This is a genomic window from Pseudonocardia oroxyli (genome assembly GCF_900102195.1).
GTDB classification, from domain to species: domain Bacteria; phylum Actinomycetota; class Actinomycetes; order Mycobacteriales; family Pseudonocardiaceae; genus Pseudonocardia; species Pseudonocardia oroxyli.
Map to the genome: position 1 here is coordinate 1 of NZ_FNBE01000008.1, position 20,721 is coordinate 20,721.

Below are 20,721 nucleotides of genomic sequence, written 5' to 3' on the forward strand. Positions count from 1 at the left end.
CGGACTGTGTCGGCCCGGACTGTGTCGGCCCGGACTGTGTCGGCCCGGACTGTGTCGGCCCGGACTGTGTCGGCCCGGACTGTGTCGGCCCGGACGGGGCAGGTTCGGACTGGGCAGGTTCGGACTGGGCAGGTTCGGACGGGGCAGGGTGGGACCGCGCTGGTTCGGAGTGCGACGCGGTGGACGCGGTGGACGCGGCAGGTGCGGAGGGGCTCGGTTCTGACCGCTCCGCTCCGGCCCGCTCCGAGCGTGCCGATTTCGAGCGTGCCGAATCCGACTGCGCCGGTTCCGCGGCCGCGGCGAGCAGGACCTGCGCGATCGCGTCCTCGTCGAGGCCGTGGAGGGTGCCGTCGAGAAGGCCGACGAAGACGTCCGCGCGGATCCGACCCACCGTGCCCGGATGACCGGCGGCGCGCACCCGGCGGGCGAGGCGATCGATGCGGGCCACGGCGGCGTCCGCCGACTCCGGCGCCAGGCCGCCCGCCGAGATCGTGGCCGTGCCGTCCTGACCCACCCACGCCCACACCGACCGCTCGGCGTGGGCCTTGCGGAAGCGGCGCTCGAAATGCTCGGGGTCGATCTCCATCACGAGCCGGCGCAACCGGCGGGCGATCTCCGAGGTGGTGCGCCGCTCGGCCCACGGCACCACCATCCCGCAGATCCGCTCCGCCTGGGCCGCGGGCAGACCGGCGAGGTGGTCGACGAACACGACCGCCCGATGCGCGTCGACCAACCCGGCCTCCAGCGCCGCCCACACCGCCGGCAACTCCGTGACCAGCGCACACGCCTCGTCGGTGCGGCGGTCCGCCGCCCGCCGCGTCCAGGACAGCGCCGCACGGATCTCCTCCGCCCACTCCGGCGCGGCACCCGGTGCCGAGCCGACCGCGGCCATCCACCGGTACAGCCCTGCCCGTGCGTGCGCCTCCTGCCGCTGCCACGCCTCCAGGACGGTCAACCGGTCCGCCCCCTCCAGCCCGGCCGGATCGAGCTCGGCCAACAGCGCACCCAACCGCGGACCCGGCGCCAGGTGGGCCAGATCCGCAGGCAGGGCGCCCGTCGACTCCATGGATCGAACATACATTCGAGCACCGACAATTCCGGCGACCGTGACGATCACTCCTGGCACGCTCCACACATGGAGATCCGCCCCGCCCGCCCCGAGGACCGCGACGCGGTCGTGCGGATCTGGCGCCGCGCCGTCGAGGCGACCCACCCTTTCCTCACTCCGGCCGACGTGGACGCGCTGGAGGCGGAGGTCAGGGCGATCCCGCTGGAGATCCTGGTGGCCCGCGACCCGGGGCCGGTCGGCTGGATCGCCACCTACGAGGACCGGATCGAGGCCCTGTTCGTGGATCCGGAGGTGCACGGACGCGGCGTCGGGACCGCCCTGCTCGCCACGACGTCCGCGACGCACGTCGACGTGAACGAGCAGAACCCGTCCGGCCGGGCCTTCTACGCGGCGCGCGGGTTCGTCCCCGTGGGACGCTCGGAGCTCGACGGCGAGGGCAGGCCCTTCCCGCTGCTCCACCTCCGCAGAGAGGTCGGGCCGGGGTAGCCGGGCCCTCCTCGAGCACGTGCGCGGCGACCCCTCGGCCGTGCTCCCTGCGCAGTCGCCGCTCGCGGCCCGTGTCATCGACGGGCACCGCGTGCGGGACGTCGAGGCCTGGTCAGGGCTGATAGGGCGGCGCGACGCCCCAGCCCCATCGCGGCACGGGCGCGTGCTCGACGAGCTCGGCGCCGGGTTGCGAGTTCGCCAGCGCGAGCCGGGTGCCCCACTCGACGTAGCCGACGAAGGCCGCCCGGAACTCCGGGTCGCTCGGCAGACCCGCGTCGTCCGCCGCGAGGCTCATCAGGGAGGCGAAGCGGAACCACTGCTCCGCGGTCAGGCCGAGGTCGCGATGGTGGGCCAGCATGGTCTCGTACCCGCCGCGTTGCTCCGTGTAGCCCGCAGCGCCGCCGAACACCTCGATCCACCACACGGTCACGTGGGCGCGGTGGGGCTCGGAGACGCCACCGGGGAACAGGGGGCCGAGCAGGTCGTCGGCCTCCACCCGGTCGTAGAACGCGTCGATCAGGCGGCGGAACGCGGCATCGCCGCCCGCCCATTCGTGGAGCGTCGGATCTGCCATCTGTAAGACTGTAATCAGGAAGGCGAGCTTCAGGCGGTCGCCCGGGCGGCGGCCCGGCCCGCCTGTCGACCGCTGAACAGGCAGCCGCCGAGGAAGGTGCCCTCCAACGAGCGGTAGCCGTGGACCCCGCCGCCGCCGAAGCCCGCGACCTCGCCCGCGGCGAAGAGTCCCGGGACCGGTTCGCCGGACGCCCCGCGCACCTGCCCGGACAGGTCGGTCTGCAGCCCGCCGAGGGTCTTGCGGGTGAGGACGTGCAGCTTCACCCCGATCAGCGGTCCGGCCGCGGGATCGAGGATCCGGTGCGGGGCGGCGGTGCGGGCGAGCCGGTCGCCGCGGTAGCGGCGGGCGTTGTGGATCGCCATGACCTGGGCGTCCTTGGTGAACGGGTGGGCCAGCTCCCGGTCCCGGGCGACGATCTGGCGCTCGACGTCCGCCGCGTCGAGCAGCGGCGAGGAGGTCAGCTTGTTCATCCCGGCGACGAGCTCGGACAGGGTGGGGGCGACCACGAAGTCCGCGCCGCGGTCCATGAACGCCTGCACGGGACCGGGGGCGCCGGGCCGGATCCGGCCGAGCGTGAGCCGGAGGTCCTTGCCGGTGAGGTCGGGGTTCTGCTCCGAGCCGGAGAGCGCGAACTCCTTCTCGATGATCTTCTGGGTCAGGATGAACCACGAGTGGTCGTGACCGGTGGTGCGCAGGTGGGCCAGCGTGCCGAGCGTGTCGAAACCCGGCAGGTAGGGAGCGGGCAGGCGCCGCCCGGTCGCGTCGAGCCAGATCGACGACGGCCCCGGCAGGATCCGGATCCCGTGCCCCGCCCAGACGGGCGAGTGGTTCTGGACGCCCTCGACGTAGTGCCACATGCGGTCCCGGTTGACCAGCCGCGCGCCCGCCGACTCCGCGATGCCGAGCATGCGCCCGTCGACGTGCGCCGGGACCCCGGTGACCATCTCCGCGGGTGGGGTGCCCAGCCGCGCGGGCCAGTTCGCGCGGACCAGGTCGTGGTCGGCGCCGATCCCGCCGGAGGTGACGACGACCGCCTGTGCGGCGAGCTCGAACGTGCCGACCGCGGTCCGCGAGCTCGCCTCGCCGCGGGCCGCGGACGACGGCTCGAGGACCGTGCCGGAGACCCCGGTGACGACCCCGTCCGCGCTGGTCAGCGCGTCCACTCGGTGGCGGAAGCGCAGCTCCACGAGCCCGGTCCGCACGGCGTCTCGCACCCTCGCCGCGAACGGGGCGACGAGCCCCGGGCCGGTGCCCCACGTGACGTGGAAGCGGGGGACCGAGTTCCCGTGCCCGTCCGCCAGGTACCCGCCGCGTTCGGCCCAGCCGACGATCGGGAACCACCGGACGCCCATCCCGTGCAGCCACGCCCGCTTCTCACCCGCGGCGAAGTCCACGTAGGCGGTGGCCCACTGGCGGGCCCAGAAGTCCTCGCCCGCCGGATCGTCCACACCGCGGTCGAACTGTGCGCTGCCCAGCCAGTCCTGCAGCGCCAGGTCGGCGGAGTCCTTGACGCCCATCCGGCGCTGCTCGGGGGAGTCCACGAGGAACAGCCCGCCGAACGACCACCACGCCTGGCCTCCGAGGGTGGCCTCGGGCTCCTGGTCGACCAGGATCACCCGGCGCCCGGCGGCGGCCAGCTCGGCGGTGGCGACCAGGCCCGCGAGCCCGGCGCCGACCACGATGACGTCGGCGTTCATGCTCCCACCCTGGCCCGCCGGACCCGCGGCGGCAATCCCGACATTCCGCCCGTGACGCGTGGGGCGCCCAAGCACCATGGAGTGACGCTTGGGACGCCCAAGCACCAGCGACTGACGCTTGGGACGCCCAAGCGTCAACAGCATCATCGGCCCGTGACGCTTGGGACGCCCAAGCGTCACTGAGCAACGCTTGGGACGCCCAAGCGTCAGGAGTGCCCTAGCCCGGGCGGGGGAACCGCGAGGGCCGGAAAGCCGATCTTCATCACTTGTGACGACCTCGCGTGATCATCCGTGCCGTCCGCGTAACGAGTTTTGCTTAGCCGTCGAACTACCGGATACACCGCGTGTCGCTGGGGAGCGGGCACGCGCTGCGGGGGTGCGGCGGCCGGTTCGGCCGCCGCACCCGATCACGTCACCCGGTCACCGCGCCGGGCGGTCCTTCTCGGTGAGCCGGGAGGCCAGGGGGCCGCGGGAGCGGCGCTGCAGCCAGCCGCGGGCCTGGCGCATCGACCGGGTCAGCTGGTTCGGGCCCCGCCTGCGTTCGATGAGGTCCGCCGTCTTGCCCAGGGCCCAGCCGCCGAGCGGCACGCCGATTGCCAGGATCAGCCACAGACGCAGCCGCTTGCTGAAGAACGCCCACATGGGGCGCAACCTAGGGCATCTCCCGGCCTAGCGCGCGCGGGCCGCGTGCGCTCCCGGATCCGCGGCGTCCGCCGCTGCGAGGCCGATGTCGACCAGCGACACCCGGGGCAGGGTGGAGACCTCGGCGCGGTCGAACCACTCCGCCCGGTCCGTGCTCCCGCCGATCTCGTGCCGCAGGGTGCCGCCCGTGACGTGTCCGGCGTAGACGATCCGGATGCCCTGCAGGTCGATGCGCTCGTCGCGGCCCCAGTTCGCGTCCGGGAAGTGCACGCTGTCGACGGTCAGGAGCCGGTCGAGCGCGACGGTGTAGCCGGTCTCCTCCTCGACCTCGCGGACGGCGGCGTCCCGCGGGTCCTCGCCGTGGTCCAGGCCGCCGCCGGGCAGCGTCCACTCCGGACCGCGCGGACCCGTCCAGCGGGCGAGCAGGACCCGACCCGCGCGGACGCAGACGACGTAGGCGGCGGGACGGACGACGCGGCGCAGGCTCACCGGACGACCCTAACCGGCGCAAGATCCCCCCTGACCTGCGGATCTCGGTACCGTCGACGGGGTGTCGGGCGTGCTGGAGTACGTCGCCATCGCCGCCGCACCCACCCTCTTCCTGTGGGCCGTGGTGCGGTGCGGACCGCTGCTCCTGGACCTGCCCGAACGGCTCGCGGCCCGCCGCCACCCGCCTGCGCCGCAGCACCGGCCGTACGAACGCCTCGTCGCCGACCTGCACCGGCTCCGTCGAGAGGTGCGCTGCAGCGCACCGACCAGTCGGGTCCGGCGGGTGGCGGTCCAGGCCGCCTACGACGACGTGCTCGCCGACCTGTGCCGCGCCACCGGCCTCGAGCACGTCCGGCTGGGGGACCTGCCCGAACGGGAGCGTGCCTTCGCGCGGCTGCAGACGGAGGCTGCCCTCGAAGAGGCCGGGGTGCCGGTCGAGGAACCACCGCGTGCGGCCTGATCGCCACCGTGCCCGGGCGTCGGTAAAGTCTGTTTTACCCGGAGTGGGAACCACCCCGCTCCCACCCACGTTGACTGGGTAACGCGACAAGGAGGAACCGGTGCGCACCAGCAGCAACCCGGCGTTCCGCAGGCTGCCCCAGCAGGGGCGGGGCGGATACGCAGGCTTCGGCTCTCAGGCCGGGATGATGGGCGGGGCCGCCGCCTACGCCGACCAGCAGGCCACGGGGGCCGAGTTCGGCACCCGGGCGCAGGGCGAGCGCGCGTTGACCCACGACGACGTGGTGATCAAGACCGCCATCACGGCGGGCACCGCGCTGGTCGCCGGGATCCTGACGGCCTGGTCGGGCCTGTTCGTCCTGGCCCTCCCCGCGATCATCGTCGGCTTCATCGTGTCGCTGATCGTGATCTTCAAGCAGTCCAGCAACCCCGCGCTCGTCCTGCTCTACTCGGCGTCGATGGGGGTCGCGCTCGGCGCGCTCACCGGTGCGCTCGAGTTCTCCGGCACGAACTTCCAGGGGATCGGCTTCCAGGCGATCGTCGGCACGGCCGGGGTGTTCGTCGGCATGCTCATCGTCTACAAGACGGGCGCCGTCAAGGTCACCCCGAAGTTCACCAAGTGGCTGATGGGCGCCTCGATCGGCGTCGTCATCCTGATGGTGGTCAACCTGCTGGCCTCGTTCTTCACCACCGGCGGGCTCGGCCTGCGGGACGGGTCGCCGCTGGCGTACCTGTTCAGCATCGTCTGCATCGGCGTCGCCGCGTTCAGCCTGATGCTGGACTTCGACATGGCCGACCGGGCCGTCAAGGAGGGCGCGCCGGCGAAGTTCGCCTGGTACATCGCCTTCGGCCTGATGACCACCCTGGTCTGGCTCTACATCGAGATCCTCCGCCTGCTCAGCTACCTGCGCTCGGAGTAGCCCACGGACACGGCCGGGTCACCCCCTCCACCCGGTCGGGACGGCGCCGCGGACCCCGGTCCGCGGCGCCGTTCTGTCGTGGGTGGACCCGCCGCGGGGACCTGTCGTGGAGACCTTGCCCGGTCCTGTCGGGGTTCGGGTGCAGGATGGGCCCATGTCGTCCTGGAGCGAGGTCGAGAAGCAGGCCCCCGAGCTGGCCGCGCGGGCGCGGGCGCTGTTCGAGGCGCACCGACACAAGACCATCGCGACCCTGCGCGCCGACGGGGCACCGCGGATCTCGGGCATCGAGTGCGCCTTCGCGGACGGCGAGCTGACCTTCGGCTCGATGCCGGCCGCGCGCAAGGGCGCCGACCTGCGCCGCGACCCGCGGTTCGCCCTGCACAGCGCGACCTACGACCCGCCGGAGAACGAGGCGGAGTGGGAGGGGGACGCGAAGGTCGCGGGCCGGGCCGTCCTCACCTCCACCCCGTCGGACGAGGCGGACGCCTACCGCGCGGACGTCACCGAGCTGGTGGTGACCCGGCTGAACGACACGGCGACGCTCCTCGTCGTCGAGTCGTGGACGCCGACCGGCGGGGTCGTGCGCGTCGAACGGGAGTGAGGCGATCGGCCCGTCCCTCCGCGGGCCGATCGCACCACCCCCACCTCGCCCGGTCACTCGCTCTCCGAGTTCAGCCAGCCGCGCAGCTTGCCCAGCGCGCGGTGTTGCGCCACCCGGATCGCGCCGGGCGTCGAGCCGACCGCGACCGCCGTCTCCTCGGCGGACAGCTGGCCCAGCACGCGCAGCACCACGATGTCCCGCTGTTGCGGCGGCAACCGGTCCACCAGCGCCAGCAGCTCGCGCAGCTCCGCGGACCCGACGGCCGACGCCTCCGGGCCGGTCGCGGTGTCGGTGCCCTCGGGCAGCTCGTCGGACGGGTCCGACCGGTCCCGGGCCGCGGCCCGGTAGGCGTCCGCGACCTTGTTGCGCGCGATCCCGTAGGCGAACGCCATGAACGGCGTCTCCAGGTCGCGGTAGCGGGGCAGGGCGGTGCACACCGCCAGCAGGACGTCCTGGGCCACGTCCTCGGGCGTCGACAGCCCCGGCGCGCGGTGTCCCAGCCTGCCCCGGCAGTAGCGGACCAGCAGCGGCGTCGCGGCCCGCAGCAGGCGGTCGAGGGCGGGCCGGTCGCCGTCCGCCGCGCGTCGGGCGAGGGCGGTGAGCTCCGCGTCGAGTTCGGCGCGGGCGGTCTCGGCCGGAGACAGCTCGGGGGTCGCCTCCCCGGGGTCGCGGGGACTGCCGCCTCGCACGCGTGCTCGCTCCTCCTCGACGGTCGCGGGCACGTGGGGAGTGGGGCCCGCGGCGCCCGGCGGTGGTGGGCGCCGCGGGTGCTCGGTACGGCCCGTTTTGGACCGGTGCGGAAAGCGGTCGGGGTGAGCCGGGGAGCGGCGGGTGGCCTGGCGTGCCCTCCACGCCCCCCGCAGTCTGGGGGCCAAACGTAGCCCGAACGGTGGTGACTCGTGCTCGGTGAACGGGCTCCCGCAGCGCACTCGTACAACGTCGTACACCCGGCGGGGCCCACGTCCGGCACCAGTGCCACACGACGCACGGCCGTGGTCGATCGTCCTATCCTCCGCTCGCGAGGATCGGGACGGGGAGGGTCGACATGCACGACGGCGAGGCCCCCGCCGATCCCGACCGGGCCGTCGACCGGGCGGGTTTCGCCGCCGAGCTCGGCCGGATGAAGTCGGCCGCGGGGCTCAGTTTTCGGGCCCTCGCCCGGCGCACGGTCGCGTCGTCCGACGCCGGCGTCGAGACCGGGGTGCCGCAGCTGCCGTTCACGACCATCCGGGACTACGTCCAGGGTCGGACCCTCCCGTCGGCCGCGCGGCTCGAGATCGTGCTGACCGCGTTGGGCCTGGCCCCCGCCGACCCCGATCGCGTGCGCTGGCAGGCGGCGCTGACCCGGGCGGGCACCGCCGCCACCCGACCCTCGCCGGACCTGCGCCCGTACCCGGGGGCGGCCCCGGTCGAGCGGGACCTGCGGGGCCGCGACGCCGAGACCGCCGAGGTGCTCCGCCTGCTGCAGGCGACACCGCCGGGTGGGACGGTCGTGGTGACGGGGCCGTCCGGGGTCGGGGTCACCTCGCTGCTGCGCGCTGGCGTGCTCCCGGAGCTCGACGCGGTCGCCGAGCTGGGCCCGGGGCCCGACCCCGCGGGCAGGCTGGCCCGCGCGCTGGCGGGCCCGGCCGCCCACCTGCTGGTCGACGACGTGCACACCCTCCTCGACGCCGAGCTGCGCGCCACCCTGCGCGGCCTGCTCGACGGCGGGCCCCGCGGCGGACCGCGGGTGCTGCTGGGCATCCGCGAGGACGCCCTCGCCGACCTGGGGGCCGACGTCTCCGCGCCCGGGGTCGTGCGGCTGCGCGGGCCGTCCGCGGAGAACCTGCGGGCGATCATGACCGGGCCCGCCGCGGCGGCGGGCTTCCCGCCCGCCGACGGGCTCGCGGACCTGCTGCTCGCCGAGCTGGAGATCGCGCCCGAGGCGGCGAGCTCGCCCCCCGGCGCCCTGCCGCTGCTGGCGGAGGCGCTGGCCGCGACCTGGGACCGGGCCGTGGCCGACGGCAGCCCGACGGTCACGATCGCGCACCTGCGTGCCTCCGGCGGCCTGCGCGGCGCCGCCGAACGGATGGCGGAGCGGGCCTACGCGGCGGTCGGCGAGGGGGCCGCCCTCGTGCGTCCGCTGCTGCTGCGGACGGTGCGGGCGCCGGGCAGCCACGGCGCCGCGGACGCGGGCAGGCGGCGGGTCCGCCGGCTCGCGCTGACCTACGGGCAGCCGCCGGGGGACGCCCTCGCGTCGGTGGCCGCGGTGCTGGTCGCGGGCCGAGTCCTCACCACGGACGCCGAGGCCCTCGAGATCGCCCACGACGTCGTCCTCCGGAGCTGGGGCAGGCTGGCGGGCTGGATCGCCGACGACCGCGCCCGCCACCCCGCACGGTCGATGATCAGTGAGGCGACGTGGGTCTGGTACCACACCGGGCGGGACCCGGGATCGCTGCTGCGCGGGCGCAGGCTGGCGGAGGCGACGGCGTTCGTCGCCGACCCCGGGCGCGCCGCCGAGCTCTACCCGATGGAGCGCGAACTGGTCGACGGCAGCCGGGCGCAGGGCGACCGCCGGGAGACGGGGCAGCTCCGGGCGCTGCGGATCGCGGTCGGGGTGCTGGCGGCGGCCCTGGTCCTGACGCTCGTCGTGCTGGTCGGCGTGCTGGTGGGGCCGGGATAGGGGTGGCCCGGCGCGGGCGGCGACGTGGAACGATGCGGTCATGCGCTATGCCGAGCACATCTCGGACCTCGTCGGTGGCACCCCGCTGGTCAAGCTGGGATCGTCGACGTCCGGCCCGCTGGTCCTGGCCAAGGTGGAGTACCTGAACCCGGGCGGCAGCGTGAAGGACCGCATCGCCCTGCGGATGATCGACGCGGCGGAGGCCTCGGGCGAGCTGCGACCGGGCGGCACGATCGTGGAGCCCACCTCGGGCAACACCGGGATCGGGCTGGCCATGATCGCGCAGCGGCGCGGCTACCGCTGCGTGTTCGTGTGCCCGGACAAGGTGGGCGAGGACAAGCGGAACGTGCTCAAGGCGTTCGGCGCCGAGGTCGTCGTCTGCCCGACGGCGGTGGACCCCGACCACCCGGACTCCTACTACCAGACCTCCGACCGGCTGGTGCGCGAGATCGAGGGCGCCTGGAAGCCCAACCAGTACGCCAACCCGGAGGGTCCCGCGTCGCACTACGCGACCACGGGCCCGGAGATCTGGGAGGCCACCGAGGGCAGGGTCACGCACTTCGTGGCCGGGATCGGCACCGGCGGCACCATCTCCGGCACGGGCAACTACCTCAAGGACGTGTCCGGTGGCCGGGTGAAGATCATCGGGGCGGACCCGGAGGGCTCGGTGTACTCCGGCGGCACCGGACGCCCGTACCTGGTCGAGGGCGTGGGCGAGGACTTCTGGCCGGACGCCTACGACAAGACCGTGTGCGACGACATCATCGCGGTGTCGGACGCCGACTCCTTCCACGAGACCCGCAGGCTCGCCCGCGAGGAGGCGCTGTTGGTCGGCGGCTCGTGCGGGATGGCCGTGGTCGCGGCCAAGCGGGTGGCGGAGACCGCGCCCGCGGACTCGGTGATCGTCGTGCTGCTGCCCGACGGCGGGCGCGGCTACCTGGGCAAGGTCTTCAACGACAGCTGGATGGCGAGCTACGGCTTCCTGCCGCCCACCGAGGGGGCCACGGTCGGCGACGTGCTGCGCCGCAAGGACGGCACGCTGCCGGACCTCGTGCACGCCCACCCGAACGAGACGGTCGCGGACGCGGTGCACTACTTGCGGGAGTTCCACGTCTCGCAGATGCCGGTCGTGAAGGCGGAGCCGCCGGTCATGGCCGCCGAGGTCGTGGGCTCGGTGGTGGAGCGCGACATCCTGGACCTGCTGTTCACCAACCGGGCGAAGCTGAGCGACCGCCTCGACGGCCACATGTCCCCGCCGCTCCCGACGATCGGCGCGAACGAGCCCCTGGACACGGCGATGCAGGCCTTCGCGAAGGCGGACGCGGCGATGGTCCTGGTCGACGGCAAGCCCGCGGGCGTCGTCACCCGCTCCGACGTCCTCGCGTTCCTGGGCTGACCTCGCTGTTCGCCGAGGGAGGCGGCACCGTGTGCACCGCCTCGGCGACGCGGAGCTGCACCGCGGTGCCGGGGGCGGGGGCGTCGGGGAGGCGGGCGGTGAGCCGGGTGCCGTTCGCCAGCTCGACCCGGGCCAGCGCCGAGTGTCCGAGATAGTCCACGGAGCGGACCGTCGCCGGGACGCCCTCGCCCAGCCGCAGGTCCTCCGGGCGCAGCACCGCGAGCACCTCGCCCGCCGACCCGGACCGCACCGGCAGGTCGCCGAGGACCGTGCGGACGCACCGGCCGTCGGACACCCCGGGCAGCAGCGCCGCCTCGCCGACGAAGCCCGCCACCCAGGCCGTGGCGGGGGAGCGGTAGAGCTCGCGCGGCGTCGCGGTCTGGACCAGCACACCGGCGTGCAGCACCGCGACCCGGTCGCTGACCGACAGGGCCTCGTCCTGGTCGTGGGTGATCAGCACCGCGGTGGCGCCGCACTCCCGCAGGACCCGGGCGACGTCCGCCCGCACCTCGGACCGCAGCGCGGCGTCCAGGCCCGCGAAGGGCTCGTCGAGCAGCACGGCGGCCGGTCCGGGGGCGAGCGCGCGGGCCAGCGCGACCCGCTGCCGCTGCCCGCCGGAGAGCTCGTGGGGCATCCGCTTCTCGAACCCGCCGAGCCCGACCAGCTCCAGCAGCTCCGCGGCCCGGCCGCGCGCCCCGTACTCCACATTGCGGGCGACGTCCAGGTGCCCGAACAGCGCGCCCTCCTGCGGGACCAGCCCGATCCGCCGCTTCTCCGGCCGCAGCCGGGTCACGTCCCGTCCGTCCAGCGACACCGTGCCGGACGTCGCCGGGTGCAGCCCCGCGACCACCCGCAGCAGGGTCGTTTTGCCGCTGCCGCTCGCACCGAGCACGGAGACGAGCTCCCCGGGGCCGACGTCCAGATCGATCCCGTGCAGCACCTCCGCGCGCCCGTACCCGGCGTGCAGGCCCGTGAGGGAGAGGCTCACCGCGGCCTGGCCAGGAGGAAGGCCGGGACGCAGGCGAGCACCACGAGCAGGAGGGCGGCGGGCGCGGCGGCGCCGTAGGACCCGGCGGCGGTGCGCTGCCACAGCTCCGTGGACAGGGTGTCGACGCCGATCGGACGCAGCATCACGGTGGCCGGGAGCTCCTTCATCGCGGTGACCATCACGAGCAGCCCGCCCGCGGCGATGCCCGGCCAGGCCTGCCGGGCGGTCACGGTCAGCCAGGTGCGGGGTGCGGACCGGCCGAGGGTCCGGGAGACCTCCTCGACCCCCACCGGGACCCGCTCGACCGCGGCCCGGGTGGCCCCGACCGCCTTGGGCAGGAACAGCACCGCGTAGGCGAAGACCAGGACCGGGGCGGTCTGGTACAGCCCGGGGACGGCGGCGAGGGAGAAGGAGACGAGCGACAGCCCGACGACGATCCCCGGCAGCCCGTGCCCGAGGTAGGCGACCGACTCGATCGCCCCGACCAGCCGGCCGCGGTATCGGGCGGCCAGCGTCCCGACGGGCAGGGCGAGCACGACGGCCAGCACCGCGGCGCCCGCGCTCAACCCCAGGGTCGCCGCGGCGGCCCGGCCGAGCCGGGCCCAGTCGACGTCCACCCCGCCGGCCCGCACGATCCTCCCGAGGAGCACCGCGACCGGGAAGGCGAGCGAGGCGGTCGCGACGACGGCCAACCCCACGGCGGCGACCGGCGCGGCCCGGCCCAGGGACACCGGGGGGACGGTGCGGGTCGCGAGCGTGGCGCGACCCCGGACCCAGCGCCGTCGGGCGGCCCGTTCGGCGGCGACGAGGGACAGGGTCAGGACGGCGAGGACCAGGGCGAGCACGGCCGCACCGATCCGGTCGTAGGTGCCTTCGAAGGCGGCGCGGACCGCCCAGGTGAAGGCCTGGTAGCGCAGCAGCGCGACCGCCCCGAAGTCCGACAGCGTGTACAGCGCGGCGAGGAGGGTCCCCGCGAGCGCGGCGGGCAGGGCCTGCGGCAGGGTCACGGTGAGGAACGTGCGGACCGGGCCCCGGCCGAGGGTGCGGGCCACGTCCTCGAGCCCGGTGTCGGCCAGGCGCAGCGCGGCGGCGGTCGGGAGCGTCACGTACGGCGCACAGGCGAGGACGAGCACCACGGTCAGCGGGAGCAGCCCGGACGTCCCCGGCCAGGTCGTGACCACGGCGAACGCCACCAGGTAGGACGGCACGGCCAGCGGCAGGGACGCGAGCACCCACCACAGCCCCGGCAGCGGCAGCCGGGTGCGCGCGAGCAGCCACGCGGTGGCGACCCCCAGCACGAGGCACCCGGCGGACACGCAGGCGACGAGGACCGCCGAGTTCACCGCCAGCTCGGCGGTGCGTGCGCGGAACAGCAGCGCGGCGAACCGCTCGGGTCCCGCCTCGGCGACGCGGACGAGGAGGTACCCGAGCGGGAGGGCGGCGGCGGCCGCGCTGAGCGCGGCCGCCGCGGTGAGGGGGCGGTTCAGATCAGCCCCACACTCTGGATCAGCGCGACGGTCTGCTCCAGCGACGCCAGGTCGGACAGGTTCAGCTCCGGCCCGCCGAGCTGGTCGAGCGCGGGCGCGCCCGTGGGCTGCGGCGCGCCCGCGACCAGCGGGTACTCGGTGGTCTCCTCGGCGAAGTAGGTCTGCGCGACGGGCGAGACCAGGTACCGGACGAGCTCGAGGGCCTCCGCGGAGCCCGCGGCGCCGCCGAGGATCCCGGCGCCGGTGACGTTGACCAGCGCGCTGACCGAGCCCGGGTCGCCGAACTTGAGCTGGGCCCGCTGCGCGGTGGGGTCGCCCTCGGCCCGGGTCCAGTAGTAGTGGTTGATCAGGCCGATGCCCGCGGCGCCGGAGTTCACGGCCTCCAGGATCGCGCCGTTGCTCTGGTGGATCTGCACGTCGTTGGCGCGCAGGCCCTCCAGCCAGGCGCGGGCGGCGTCCTCGCCCTCGGTGACCCGCAGCGCGGTGACGTGCGCCTGGAAGGACGCGTTGGTGGGCGCGATCGCCACCCGCCCGCGCCACTGCGGCTCGACGAGCGTCCGGATGTCGCCGGGAGCCTGCTCGGCGGTCACCGTCCGGCTGTCGTACGCGACGACCCGGGCCCGGCCGGTCAGCCCGACCCACGAGCCGTCCCGCGAGGTGTAGTCGGCGGGCACCGCGCCGGTGACGTCCGGGGGCAGCGGGGCGAACCGGCCCGCGTTCGCCAGCACACCCAGCGCGCCCGCGTCCTGGGAGAGGAAGACCTGGGCGGGGGTCTGCTCGCCCTCCTCCTGGAGTTGCGCGGCCATCTCGTTGGTCGAGCCGTAGCGGGCCTCGACCCGGATCCCGGACTCCTGCTCGAAGCGCTCGAGCAGCGGGCCGACCAGCTCCTCGTCGCGCCCGGAGTAGACGGTGAGGGTCCGCTCGCCCGCGGGTGCGGCCGTCGAGGGTTGCTGCGCGGGGCTGCTGCAGGCGGTGAGTGCGGCGAGGCCGAAGGCGGCGATCGCGAGGCCGATCCGTGGGCGCATGGGGGTCCTGTTCGTCGGTATTGCCGGAAGTCGGCGCAGGGCAGGCTAACCTTGTTGCGACACGCAGTACCTTCCCGAGAATTGAGGGGGTCGCCGGGGTGGACGTGTTCCTCGTGGACGATCACCGCGTCTTCACCGACCTCCTGCGCCTCGGCCTCGACGCCTGCTCCGACCTGCGGTGCTCCGGCGTCGCGCACTCGATCGCCGAGGCCCGGGCGGCCACCGTGGCGTACGACGTCGCCGTGGTCGACCTCCAGCTGCCGGACGGGAGCGGGCTCGCCCTGGTCGGTCCCCTGCAGCCGGTGCTCCTGTTGACCGCGCACCCGCACGCGGCCCGGCGGGCGGGCGTGGCGGGCGTGCTCGGCAAGGACGCGCCGCTCACCGAGATCCTCGCCGCGATCCGGACGGTGGCGGCGGGCGGCGTCCTCCCGCCCGCGTCGGACCGGCCTGCGGGCGCGCCGCGGCTCACCCCCCGCGAGCTGGACGTCCTCGCCGAGCTCGGGCGCGGCCGGGACGCGGCGCGCATCGCGACGGCCCTGGGCCTGTCGCTGCACACCGTCCGCGACCACATCCGGGCCCTGATGGGGAAGCTGGGCGCGCACTCCCAGCTCGAGGCCGTCGTCACCGCCGGGCGGCTGGGGCTGATCGCGGTCGGGTCGTGATGCTCCGCCACGCCGCGCTCGTCGTCGCCGCCGGCCTGGTGGTGTCCGCGCTCGTCACGCTCGGGGTGTGGCTCGTGGCGCGGGACGAGGCCGGACGCACCGCCGAGCGGGTCTCGCGGCAGGTGGCGCAGGCGGTCGCCGTGCCGCTCGAGGACCGCGACCTGCGGGAACCGGGGCTGCGTGCGGGCGTGCTCGCCGACCTCGAGCCGTTCCTGCGCTCGGGGATGGTGTTCCGGATCAAGATCTGGCTCGTCGAGGGCGCGAACGTGCGGATCGTGTTCTCCGACGAGGCCCGCGTCGAGACCGAGAGCAGGCCCTTCGACCCGGAGCTGGCACGGCGCCTCGACGCGGGCGAGGCCGTGGTCCTGGAGGTGCCGGACGACGCGGAGCACCGCTTCGAGATCGACCGGGCGGGCGCGCTGCGCGAGGTGTTCCTCGGCTTCACCGACGCGGCGGGCAACCCGGCGCGGTTCGAGGTGTACGTGCCCGTGGACGTCTCCGGCACCATCCGCTACGCCATGCAGGTCCTGCTGCCGCTGGCGCTGGTCGGGGTGTTCGGCCTGGGCGTGGTGCTGCTGGTGCTGGCCCGGGGCGTCGACCGGGTCCGCCGCGAGCGGCAGGACGCGCTGCACTACGGGCTGGCCGCCGCCGAGCTCGCCCGCCGCGACCTGGCGCGGCGTCTGCACGACGACGTCGTCCCCGACCTCGCGTCGGCGGGCCTGATGCTGGACCTGGCCGAGACGGACCCCGCGCTGGTCGCCCGCGCCCGTGGCGTCGTCGCGGACAACGTCCGGCGGCTGCGCAGCGTGCTGACCGACCTGGTCCCGCCCGCGGTGACCGGCGCGGACGCCCCCGCCGCGTTCGCCCGGCTCGGCGCCGGGCTCGGAGCGGAGGTGCAGGTCGCGCCGGACCTGCGGATGGGGACCGACGCCGCGGTCCTGCTGCACCGGATCGCCGGGGAGCTGCTGCGCAACGCCGTCGCCCACAGCGGGGCGGAGCGGATCACGCTGCGGGTCGGGCGGGGGGAGCCCGGCTGGGCGGTCGTCGAGGTCGAGGACGACGGCCGGGGCTTCGACCCCGCGGCCGGACCGGCGGAGGGACACCTCGGGCTGCTCCTGGTCCGCCGCGCCGTCGAGGACGCCGGTGGTCGGATGACCATCACCAGCGCGCCGGGGGAGGGGGCGCGGGTGGCGGTCACGGTCCCGGAGGCGCACGCGCCCGCGCCCGTCTGAGGCGGTCCGGAACGCCACACCGTCCTCTCAGGCGGCGTCGCTACGGTCGGGCCCATGCGCAGAACCCTGCTCGCGGCGGCCCTCGGTGCGGGGGCGGCGGTCGCCGTCCTGCCGGACCGGGTCGGTCTGGACCGGTGGCACCCCTTCACCGCGCTCGCGGCCCTGCGCCCGCAGACCGTCGGGGCGACGGCCCTGGTCGCCTGCCTGCTCGGCATCCGGCGGACCACCCGCCCCGCAGGCGTCGCGGTCGGGGCGGTGGCGGCGGCGGGCGCGGCCGGGCTCGTGTCCCGGGCGACCCGCCGCACCTCCGCGCGGACGGACCCCACCGCGCAGCCCGACCTGCTGGTGCTGGCCGCCAACGTGTGGAACGGCCGCGCGGACGCGGGGGCCCTGGCCACGCTGATCGCCCGGGAGCGGCCGGACCTGGTCAGCCTGCCCGAGTCCGGCGAGGGTTTCCGCGAGAAGCTCATGCCCCTGCTCGACGGCCTCGGCTACCGCTCCTGGGTGTCCACCGAGCCCGGCAGACCCGACGGCTGGTCGGTCACCCTCCTCGCCGCCGAACGGGTGGGTGAGGTGGAGGTCGGCTCCGGGCCCGAGCTGCGCCGCCAGCACCTGTGGGCGCGGGGCGGGCTGCTGGGCGACCGCACGTTCTACGCCGTGCACCCGCAGGCCCCGATGGCCCGCTGGCAGGCCCGGGTGTGGCGGCGCGACCTCGCCTCGATCGGGCGGTGGACGGCGACCCTGCCCGCCCCGATCGTGGCCGGGGACTTCAACGCCACCCTCGACCACGGGCCGTTCCGGGCCTGCCTGTCCGGTGTGCGGGACTCCGCCGAGGGCACGGGCGCGGGCCTGACCGGCACCTACCACGCGGGGTTGCCGCGGTGGGCCGGGATCCGGATCGACCACGTGCTGATCCCGCGCGAGTCGGTGACGACCCGCTACGAGGTCGTCGACCTCCCGGGGTCCGACCACCGCGCGGTGCTCGTGGGTCTAACCTCGCCCAGATGAAGGGCTTCTCCACACGCGCCATCCACGCTGGTCAGGAACCCGACCCGACCACGGGCGCGGTGATCGTCCCCATCCACGCCAGCTCGACGTTCGCCCAGGACGGCGTCGGCGGGCTGCGCAGCGGCTACGAGTACTCCCGCTCGGCCAACCCCACCCGCACGGCGCTGCAGGAGTGTCTGGCCGCCCTCGAGGGCGGCGCGCACGGGTTCGCGTTCGGCTCCGGCATGGGCGCCTCGGACGTGCTGCTGCGAGTGCTGGTCAAGCCCGGGGACCACATCGTCATCCCGCACGACGCCTACGGGGGCACCTTCCGGCTCGTCGACAAGGTGCTGACGCAGTGGGGGGTCACCTACTCCACGGTCGACCTCGCGGACATCGACGCGCTGCGGGCCGCGCTGCGCCCGCAGACCCGGGTGATCTGGTGCGAGACCCCCACCAACCCGCTGCTCGGCATCGCGGACATCGCGGCGCTGGCCGAGGTCAAGGGTGCGGCGCGGCTGGTCGTCGACAACACCTTCGCCTCGCCGTACCTGCAGCAGCCGCTCGCGCTGGGCGCGGACGTGGTGCTGCACTCCACGACCAAGTACGTGGGCGGGCACTCGGATGTCGTCGGCGGGGCCCTGGTCCTGGACGACGACGGGCTGGCCGAGCAGATCCGGTTCACCCAGAACTCCGTGGGCTCGGTCCCCGGCCCCTTCGACGCCTGGCTGACCCTGCGCGGCGCCAAGACCCTCGCGGTCCGCATGGAGCGGCACAGCGACAACGCCGAGCAGGTGGCCCAGGCCCTCGCCGCGCACCCCGCGGTGTCGACCGTGCTCTACCCCGGCCTGCCCGACCACCCCGGCCACGCGATCGCCGCGCGGCAGATGCGCCGCTTCGGCGGGATGGTGTCCTTCACGGTGAAGGCGGGCAAGGAGGCCGCGCTCAAGGTCTGCGCGGGCACCGAGCTGTTCACCCTCGCCGAGTCCCTCGGTGGGGTGGAGTCGCTGATCGAGCACCCGGGCGAGATGACCCACGCCTCGGTCGCGGGGTCGGCGCTCGAGGTCCCGGACTCCCTCGTGCGGCTCTCGGTCGGCATCGAGGACGCGGCGGACCTGGTCGAGGACCTCACCCACGCCCTGGACGCCGTGCGCTGACGTTCGTGCGCTGACGCGCCCGTGCGCGGTAAGTGGTGCTCTGGCACCACTTACCACTCACGACCTCAGCCGCGGGCCGGCACCGAGGTCGCGGCGGACTCCACCGGCGGGGCCTGCGGAACCACCAGGTCGGCGGGGTCGAAGCAGCCGCCCACCAGCTGGTAGCCGCCCTGGACCCGCTCGTAGTGGCCTGGGTCGGCGCACCCCGCCTGGTCCACGGTCACGATCGCGAGCGTGCCCAGCAGGGCCGCGGCCGCCAGCGGGACGACCGCGCGCAGCCCCACCGCGCTCCGCACCCGCATGCCGCCCCCACTGCTCTCGCGCCGCCCGCGTCGATCACCGTTCGGGGCGGTCCCGCTCACTGCGAGGCTACCCGCTGCGATGGCACGATGCCGGGGTGAGTCCGTCCCCGGAGGCCGAGTCCGCCGTGCCCGCCGTCCCCGCGGCGCCCGTCGGCGTCGCCGAGATCCTCGCCGCCCGGGACCTGCTCGCCGGCGTCACCCGCACCACGCCCGTCACCCGCTCCCGCGCGCTCAGCGAGGCGGTGGGCGGGCCGGTGTGGTTCAAGTGCGAGAACCTGCAGCGCACGGGCTCGTTCAAGATCCGCGGGGCGTACACCCGGCTGTCCCGGCTCACCGCGGACGAGCGGGCCCACGGGGTGGTGGCGGCGAGCGCGGGCAACCACGCGCAGGGGGTGGCGCTCGCGGCCCGGCTGCTGGGCATCGAGGCCACCGTGTTCATGCCGAACGGCGCCGCGCTGCCCAAGGTCGACGCGACGCGCGGCTACGGCGCCGCCGTCCGGCTCGCGGGGGACACCGTGGACGACGCGCTCGTCGCCGCCCTGGCGCACGCCGAGCGCACCGGAGCGGTGCTGATCCACCCGTTCGACCATCCGGACGTGCTGGCCGGTCAGGGCACCGTGGGGCTCGAGATCTCGGACCAGGTGCCGGACGTGGCCACCGTGCTCGTCGCGACGGGCGGCGGTGGCCTGCTGGGCGGGGTCGCGGCGGCGGTCAAGGCGCGTCGACCGCAGACCCGGGTCGTGGGGGTGCAGGCGGCGGGCGCCGCGGCCTGGCCCGCCTCCCTCGCGGCGGGCGAGCCGCTCCCGTTGGGCGCCATGCGCACGATCGCGGACGGCATCGCCGTCGGCAGGCCGGGGGACGTCACGTTCCGGCAGGTCCAGGCGCTGGTGGACGAGTTCGTGACCGTCGGCGAGGACGCGCTGTCGCGGGCGCTGCTCTTCAGCCTGGAACGGGCGAAGATGCTGGTCGAGCCCGCGGGCGCGGCCCCGGTCGCCGCGCTGCTCGACGATCCCGGCCGCTACGAGCCGCCGGTCGTCGCCGTGCTCTCCGGCGGGAACGTCGACCCGATCGTCCTGCTGCACGTCATCCAGAACGGCATGGCCTCCGCCGCGCGCTACCTGTCCCTGCAGGTCCGGGTGGGGGACCGGCCGGGGGCGCTCGCCACGCTGCTCACCGAGGTGGCCGGGCTCGGCGCCAACGTGGTCGATGTGGCGCACACCCGGGTGAACGCGACCGTGCCGATGGGCGAGGTCGACGTGGCGCTGAGCATGGAGACGCGCGGCCCCGAGCACTGCCGCGAGCTGGTCGACGCGCTGCGCGCGGCCGGTCACCGCGTGGCGGTGACCGGCGCGCCGGAGAACATGGGGATCTGACTACTACGCGGTGAAGGGCTCGATGTCGACGAGCGTGACCTTCATGGAGCCGCCGTTGGGCAGCTCGTAGGAGCGCTCCTCGCCCTTCTTGGCACCGAGCAGCGCGGCACCGAGCGGGGAGTTCGGCGAGATGACCTGCAGGCCGCCCGCGCTGCCCTCCTCGCGCGAGCCGAGCAGCATCTTCTCGGTGTCCGGGTCGTCCTCGTACTTCACCGTGAGGACGGTGCCGGGGGCGGCCTGGTCCGCGCTGGTGGGCGAGGTGCCGACCTGGGCGGTGCGCAGCAGCTCCTGGAGCTGACGGATCCGGGCCTCCTGCTGGCCCTGCTCCTCGCGTGCGGCGTGGTACCCGCCGTTCTCCTTGAGGTCGCCCTCCTCGCGGCGGGCGTTGATCTCGGCGGCGATGACCGGACGGTTCGCGATCAGGGCGTCCAGCTCCGTCTTGAGCCGGTCGAAGGCATCCTGGGTGAGCCAGGTCACCTGAGTCTCCGTCACGGTCATCACTCCTCCAGCGGA

At 75.0% G+C, this 20,721-nt stretch carries 22 protein-coding genes; 11 read left to right on the top strand and 11 right to left on the bottom strand.

Annotated elements, in window-relative coordinates:
• On the bottom strand, nt 1-1,066 hold a 1,066-nt coding region (locus BLS43_RS13390; protein WP_176921315.1), incomplete at its 3' end, for a DUF222 domain-containing protein.
• Between the two features lie 69 nt (nt 1,067-1,135).
• On the opposite strand from BLS43_RS13390, the gene BLS43_RS13395 reads away from it, so the two are divergent.
• Complete coding sequence (locus tag BLS43_RS13395; RefSeq protein WP_093083629.1) at nt 1,136-1,555, top strand: GNAT family N-acetyltransferase; 420 nt, start codon at nt 1,136-1,138, stop codon at nt 1,553-1,555.
• Nucleotides 1,556-1,667: 112 nt separating this feature from the next.
• Here the strand turns inward: BLS43_RS13395 and BLS43_RS13400 are convergent, their stop codons facing one another.
• The 4 genes from BLS43_RS13400 to BLS43_RS13415 form a co-directional block, all read right to left on the bottom strand.
• Nucleotides 1,668-2,129 carry a group II truncated hemoglobin gene (locus tag BLS43_RS13400; RefSeq protein ID WP_093083632.1) on the bottom strand — a complete coding sequence of 154 codons (462 nt, stop codon included), beginning with the start codon at nt 2,127-2,129 and terminating at the stop codon, nt 1,668-1,670.
• Nucleotides 2,130-2,158: 29 nt separating this feature from the next.
• The gene (locus BLS43_RS13405; RefSeq protein WP_093083635.1) at nt 2,159-3,826 is read right to left on the bottom strand and encodes an FAD-binding dehydrogenase; all 1,668 of its coding nucleotides are present in this window, start codon (nt 3,824-3,826) and stop codon (nt 2,159-2,161) included.
• Nucleotides 3,827-4,246: 420 nt separating this feature from the next.
• Nucleotides 4,247-4,468, bottom strand: coding sequence for a hypothetical protein (locus BLS43_RS13410; protein ID WP_093083638.1), 222 nt, complete (start codon nt 4,466-4,468; stop codon nt 4,247-4,249).
• A gap of 27 nt (nt 4,469-4,495) precedes the next feature.
• Complete coding sequence (locus tag BLS43_RS13415; RefSeq protein WP_245707475.1) at nt 4,496-4,957, bottom strand: NUDIX hydrolase; 462 nt, start codon at nt 4,955-4,957, stop codon at nt 4,496-4,498.
• Nucleotides 4,958-5,018: 61 nt separating this feature from the next.
• Between BLS43_RS13415 and BLS43_RS13420 the strand changes: the two genes are divergently transcribed.
• The 3 genes from BLS43_RS13420 (at nt 5,019) to BLS43_RS13430 (ending at nt 6,937) form a co-directional block, all read left to right on the top strand.
• Nucleotides 5,019-5,417 carry a hypothetical protein gene (locus BLS43_RS13420; RefSeq protein WP_093083642.1) on the top strand — a complete coding sequence of 133 codons (399 nt, stop codon included), beginning with the start codon at nt 5,019-5,021 and terminating at the stop codon, nt 5,415-5,417.
• Nucleotides 5,418-5,517: 100 nt separating this feature from the next.
• Complete coding sequence (locus BLS43_RS13425) at nt 5,518-6,336, top strand: Bax inhibitor-1/YccA family protein (RefSeq protein ID WP_093083646.1); 819 nt, start codon at nt 5,518-5,520, stop codon at nt 6,334-6,336.
• 154 nt (nt 6,337-6,490) lie between these two features.
• Complete coding sequence (locus BLS43_RS13430; RefSeq protein ID WP_093083649.1) at nt 6,491-6,937, top strand: pyridoxamine 5'-phosphate oxidase family protein; 447 nt, start codon at nt 6,491-6,493, stop codon at nt 6,935-6,937.
• Nucleotides 6,938-6,990: 53 nt separating this feature from the next.
• On the opposite strand, the gene shbA is transcribed toward BLS43_RS13430, so the two are convergent.
• A complete protein-coding gene (shbA, locus tag BLS43_RS13435; RefSeq protein ID WP_245707476.1) occupies nt 6,991-7,626 on the bottom strand; it encodes an RNA polymerase sigma factor ShbA in 636 nt (211 codons plus the stop codon).
• 356 nt (nt 7,627-7,982) lie between these two features.
• Here shbA and BLS43_RS13440 point away from each other — a divergent pair, with 356 nt between their 5' ends.
• Nucleotides 7,983-9,599 carry an nSTAND1 domain-containing NTPase gene (locus BLS43_RS13440; RefSeq protein WP_093083652.1) on the top strand — a complete coding sequence of 539 codons (1,617 nt, stop codon included), beginning with the start codon at nt 7,983-7,985 and terminating at the stop codon, nt 9,597-9,599.
• 40 nt (nt 9,600-9,639) lie between these two features.
• Nucleotides 9,640-10,995 carry a cystathionine beta-synthase gene (locus tag BLS43_RS13445; RefSeq protein WP_093083655.1) on the top strand — a complete coding sequence of 452 codons (1,356 nt, stop codon included), beginning with the start codon at nt 9,640-9,642 and terminating at the stop codon, nt 10,993-10,995.
• On the opposite strand, the gene BLS43_RS13450 is transcribed toward BLS43_RS13445, so the two are convergent.
• From BLS43_RS13450 to BLS43_RS13460, 3 genes are all read right to left on the bottom strand, one after another.
• Nucleotides 10,961-11,983, bottom strand: a complete 1,023-nt coding sequence (locus BLS43_RS13450; protein ID WP_093083658.1) for an ABC transporter ATP-binding protein — start codon at nt 11,981-11,983, stop codon at nt 10,961-10,963. The genes BLS43_RS13445 and BLS43_RS13450 overlap by 35 nt on opposite strands.
• Complete coding sequence (locus BLS43_RS13455; RefSeq protein ID WP_245707477.1) at nt 11,980-13,326, bottom strand: ABC transporter permease; 1,347 nt, start codon at nt 13,324-13,326, stop codon at nt 11,980-11,982. Before BLS43_RS13455 ends, BLS43_RS13450 begins: the two co-directional genes overlap by 4 nt.
• Nucleotides 13,327-13,466: 140 nt before the next feature.
• On the bottom strand, nt 13,467-14,495 hold the full coding sequence (locus BLS43_RS13460) for an extracellular solute-binding protein (protein ID WP_093083660.1): 1,029 nt from the start codon (nt 14,493-14,495) through the stop codon (nt 13,467-13,469).
• 98 nt (nt 14,496-14,593) lie between these two features.
• Here BLS43_RS13460 and BLS43_RS13465 point away from each other — a divergent pair, with 98 nt between their 5' ends.
• The 4 genes from BLS43_RS13465 to BLS43_RS13480 are packed head-to-tail and all read left to right on the top strand — an operon-like array spanning nt 14,594 to nt 18,533.
• Entirely contained in the window at nt 14,594-15,157 is a 564-nt protein-coding gene (locus BLS43_RS13465; RefSeq protein WP_176921316.1) for a response regulator transcription factor, read from the top strand.
• Nucleotides 15,157-16,389, top strand: a complete 1,233-nt coding sequence (locus BLS43_RS13470; RefSeq protein WP_245707499.1) for a sensor histidine kinase — start codon at nt 15,157-15,159, stop codon at nt 16,387-16,389. The genes BLS43_RS13465 and BLS43_RS13470 overlap by 1 nt, the downstream gene beginning before the upstream one ends.
• 54 nt (nt 16,390-16,443) lie before the next feature.
• The gene (locus BLS43_RS13475; protein ID WP_093083669.1) at nt 16,444-17,397 is read left to right on the top strand and encodes an endonuclease/exonuclease/phosphatase family protein; all 954 of its coding nucleotides are present in this window, start codon (nt 16,444-16,446) and stop codon (nt 17,395-17,397) included.
• Nucleotides 17,394-18,533 carry a cystathionine gamma-synthase gene (locus tag BLS43_RS13480; protein WP_093083671.1) on the top strand — a complete coding sequence of 380 codons (1,140 nt, stop codon included), beginning with the start codon at nt 17,394-17,396 and terminating at the stop codon, nt 18,531-18,533. The genes BLS43_RS13475 and BLS43_RS13480 overlap by 4 nt, the downstream gene beginning before the upstream one ends.
• A gap of 65 nt (nt 18,534-18,598) precedes the next feature.
• Here BLS43_RS13480 and BLS43_RS13485 read toward each other — a convergent pair whose 3' ends face one another.
• Complete coding sequence (locus BLS43_RS13485) at nt 18,599-18,835, bottom strand: hypothetical protein (RefSeq protein ID WP_093083674.1); 237 nt, start codon at nt 18,833-18,835, stop codon at nt 18,599-18,601.
• 95 nt (nt 18,836-18,930) lie between these two features.
• Here BLS43_RS13485 and ilvA point away from each other — a divergent pair, with 95 nt between their 5' ends.
• Nucleotides 18,931-20,208 carry a threonine ammonia-lyase gene (ilvA, locus tag BLS43_RS13490; protein ID WP_425438544.1) on the top strand — a complete coding sequence of 426 codons (1,278 nt, stop codon included), beginning with the start codon at nt 18,931-18,933 and terminating at the stop codon, nt 20,206-20,208.
• Nucleotides 20,209-20,211: 3 nt separating this feature from the next.
• On the opposite strand, the gene greA is transcribed toward ilvA, so the two are convergent.
• Complete coding sequence (gene greA / locus BLS43_RS13495; RefSeq protein WP_093084229.1) at nt 20,212-20,700, bottom strand: transcription elongation factor GreA; 489 nt, start codon at nt 20,698-20,700, stop codon at nt 20,212-20,214.
• Nucleotides 20,701-20,721: the final 21 nt, after the last annotated feature.

Bases quoted from the DNA above. Each gene is read 5' to 3' on its own strand.
- BLS43_RS13440 (WP_093083652.1), top strand. From the start codon at position 7,983: ATGCACGACGGCGAGGCCCCCGCCGATCCCGACCGGGCCGTCGACCGG.
- BLS43_RS13445 (WP_093083655.1), top strand. From the start codon at position 9,640: ATGCGCTATGCCGAGCACATCTCGGACCTCGTCGGTGGCACCCCGCTG.
- BLS43_RS13400 (WP_093083632.1), bottom strand. From the start codon at position 2,129: ATGGCAGATCCGACGCTCCACGAATGGGCGGGCGGCGATGCCGCGTTC.
- BLS43_RS13460 (WP_093083660.1), bottom strand. From the start codon at position 14,495: ATGCGCCCACGGATCGGCCTCGCGATCGCCGCCTTCGGCCTCGCCGCA.
- BLS43_RS13485 (WP_093083674.1), bottom strand. From the start codon at position 18,835: ATGCGGGTGCGGAGCGCGGTGGGGCTGCGCGCGGTCGTCCCGCTGGCG.
- BLS43_RS13410 (WP_093083638.1), bottom strand. From the start codon at position 4,468: ATGTGGGCGTTCTTCAGCAAGCGGCTGCGTCTGTGGCTGATCCTGGCA.
- BLS43_RS13430 (WP_093083649.1), top strand. From the start codon at position 6,491: ATGTCGTCCTGGAGCGAGGTCGAGAAGCAGGCCCCCGAGCTGGCCGCG.
- BLS43_RS13480 (WP_093083671.1), top strand. From the start codon at position 17,394: ATGAAGGGCTTCTCCACACGCGCCATCCACGCTGGTCAGGAACCCGAC.
- BLS43_RS13470 (WP_245707499.1), top strand. From the start codon at position 15,157: ATGCTCCGCCACGCCGCGCTCGTCGTCGCCGCCGGCCTGGTGGTGTCC.
- BLS43_RS13405 (WP_093083635.1), bottom strand. From the start codon at position 3,826: ATGAACGCCGACGTCATCGTGGTCGGCGCCGGGCTCGCGGGCCTGGTC.
- BLS43_RS13395 (WP_093083629.1), top strand. From the start codon at position 1,136: ATGGAGATCCGCCCCGCCCGCCCCGAGGACCGCGACGCGGTCGTGCGG.
- BLS43_RS13475 (WP_093083669.1), top strand. From the start codon at position 16,444: ATGCGCAGAACCCTGCTCGCGGCGGCCCTCGGTGCGGGGGCGGCGGTC.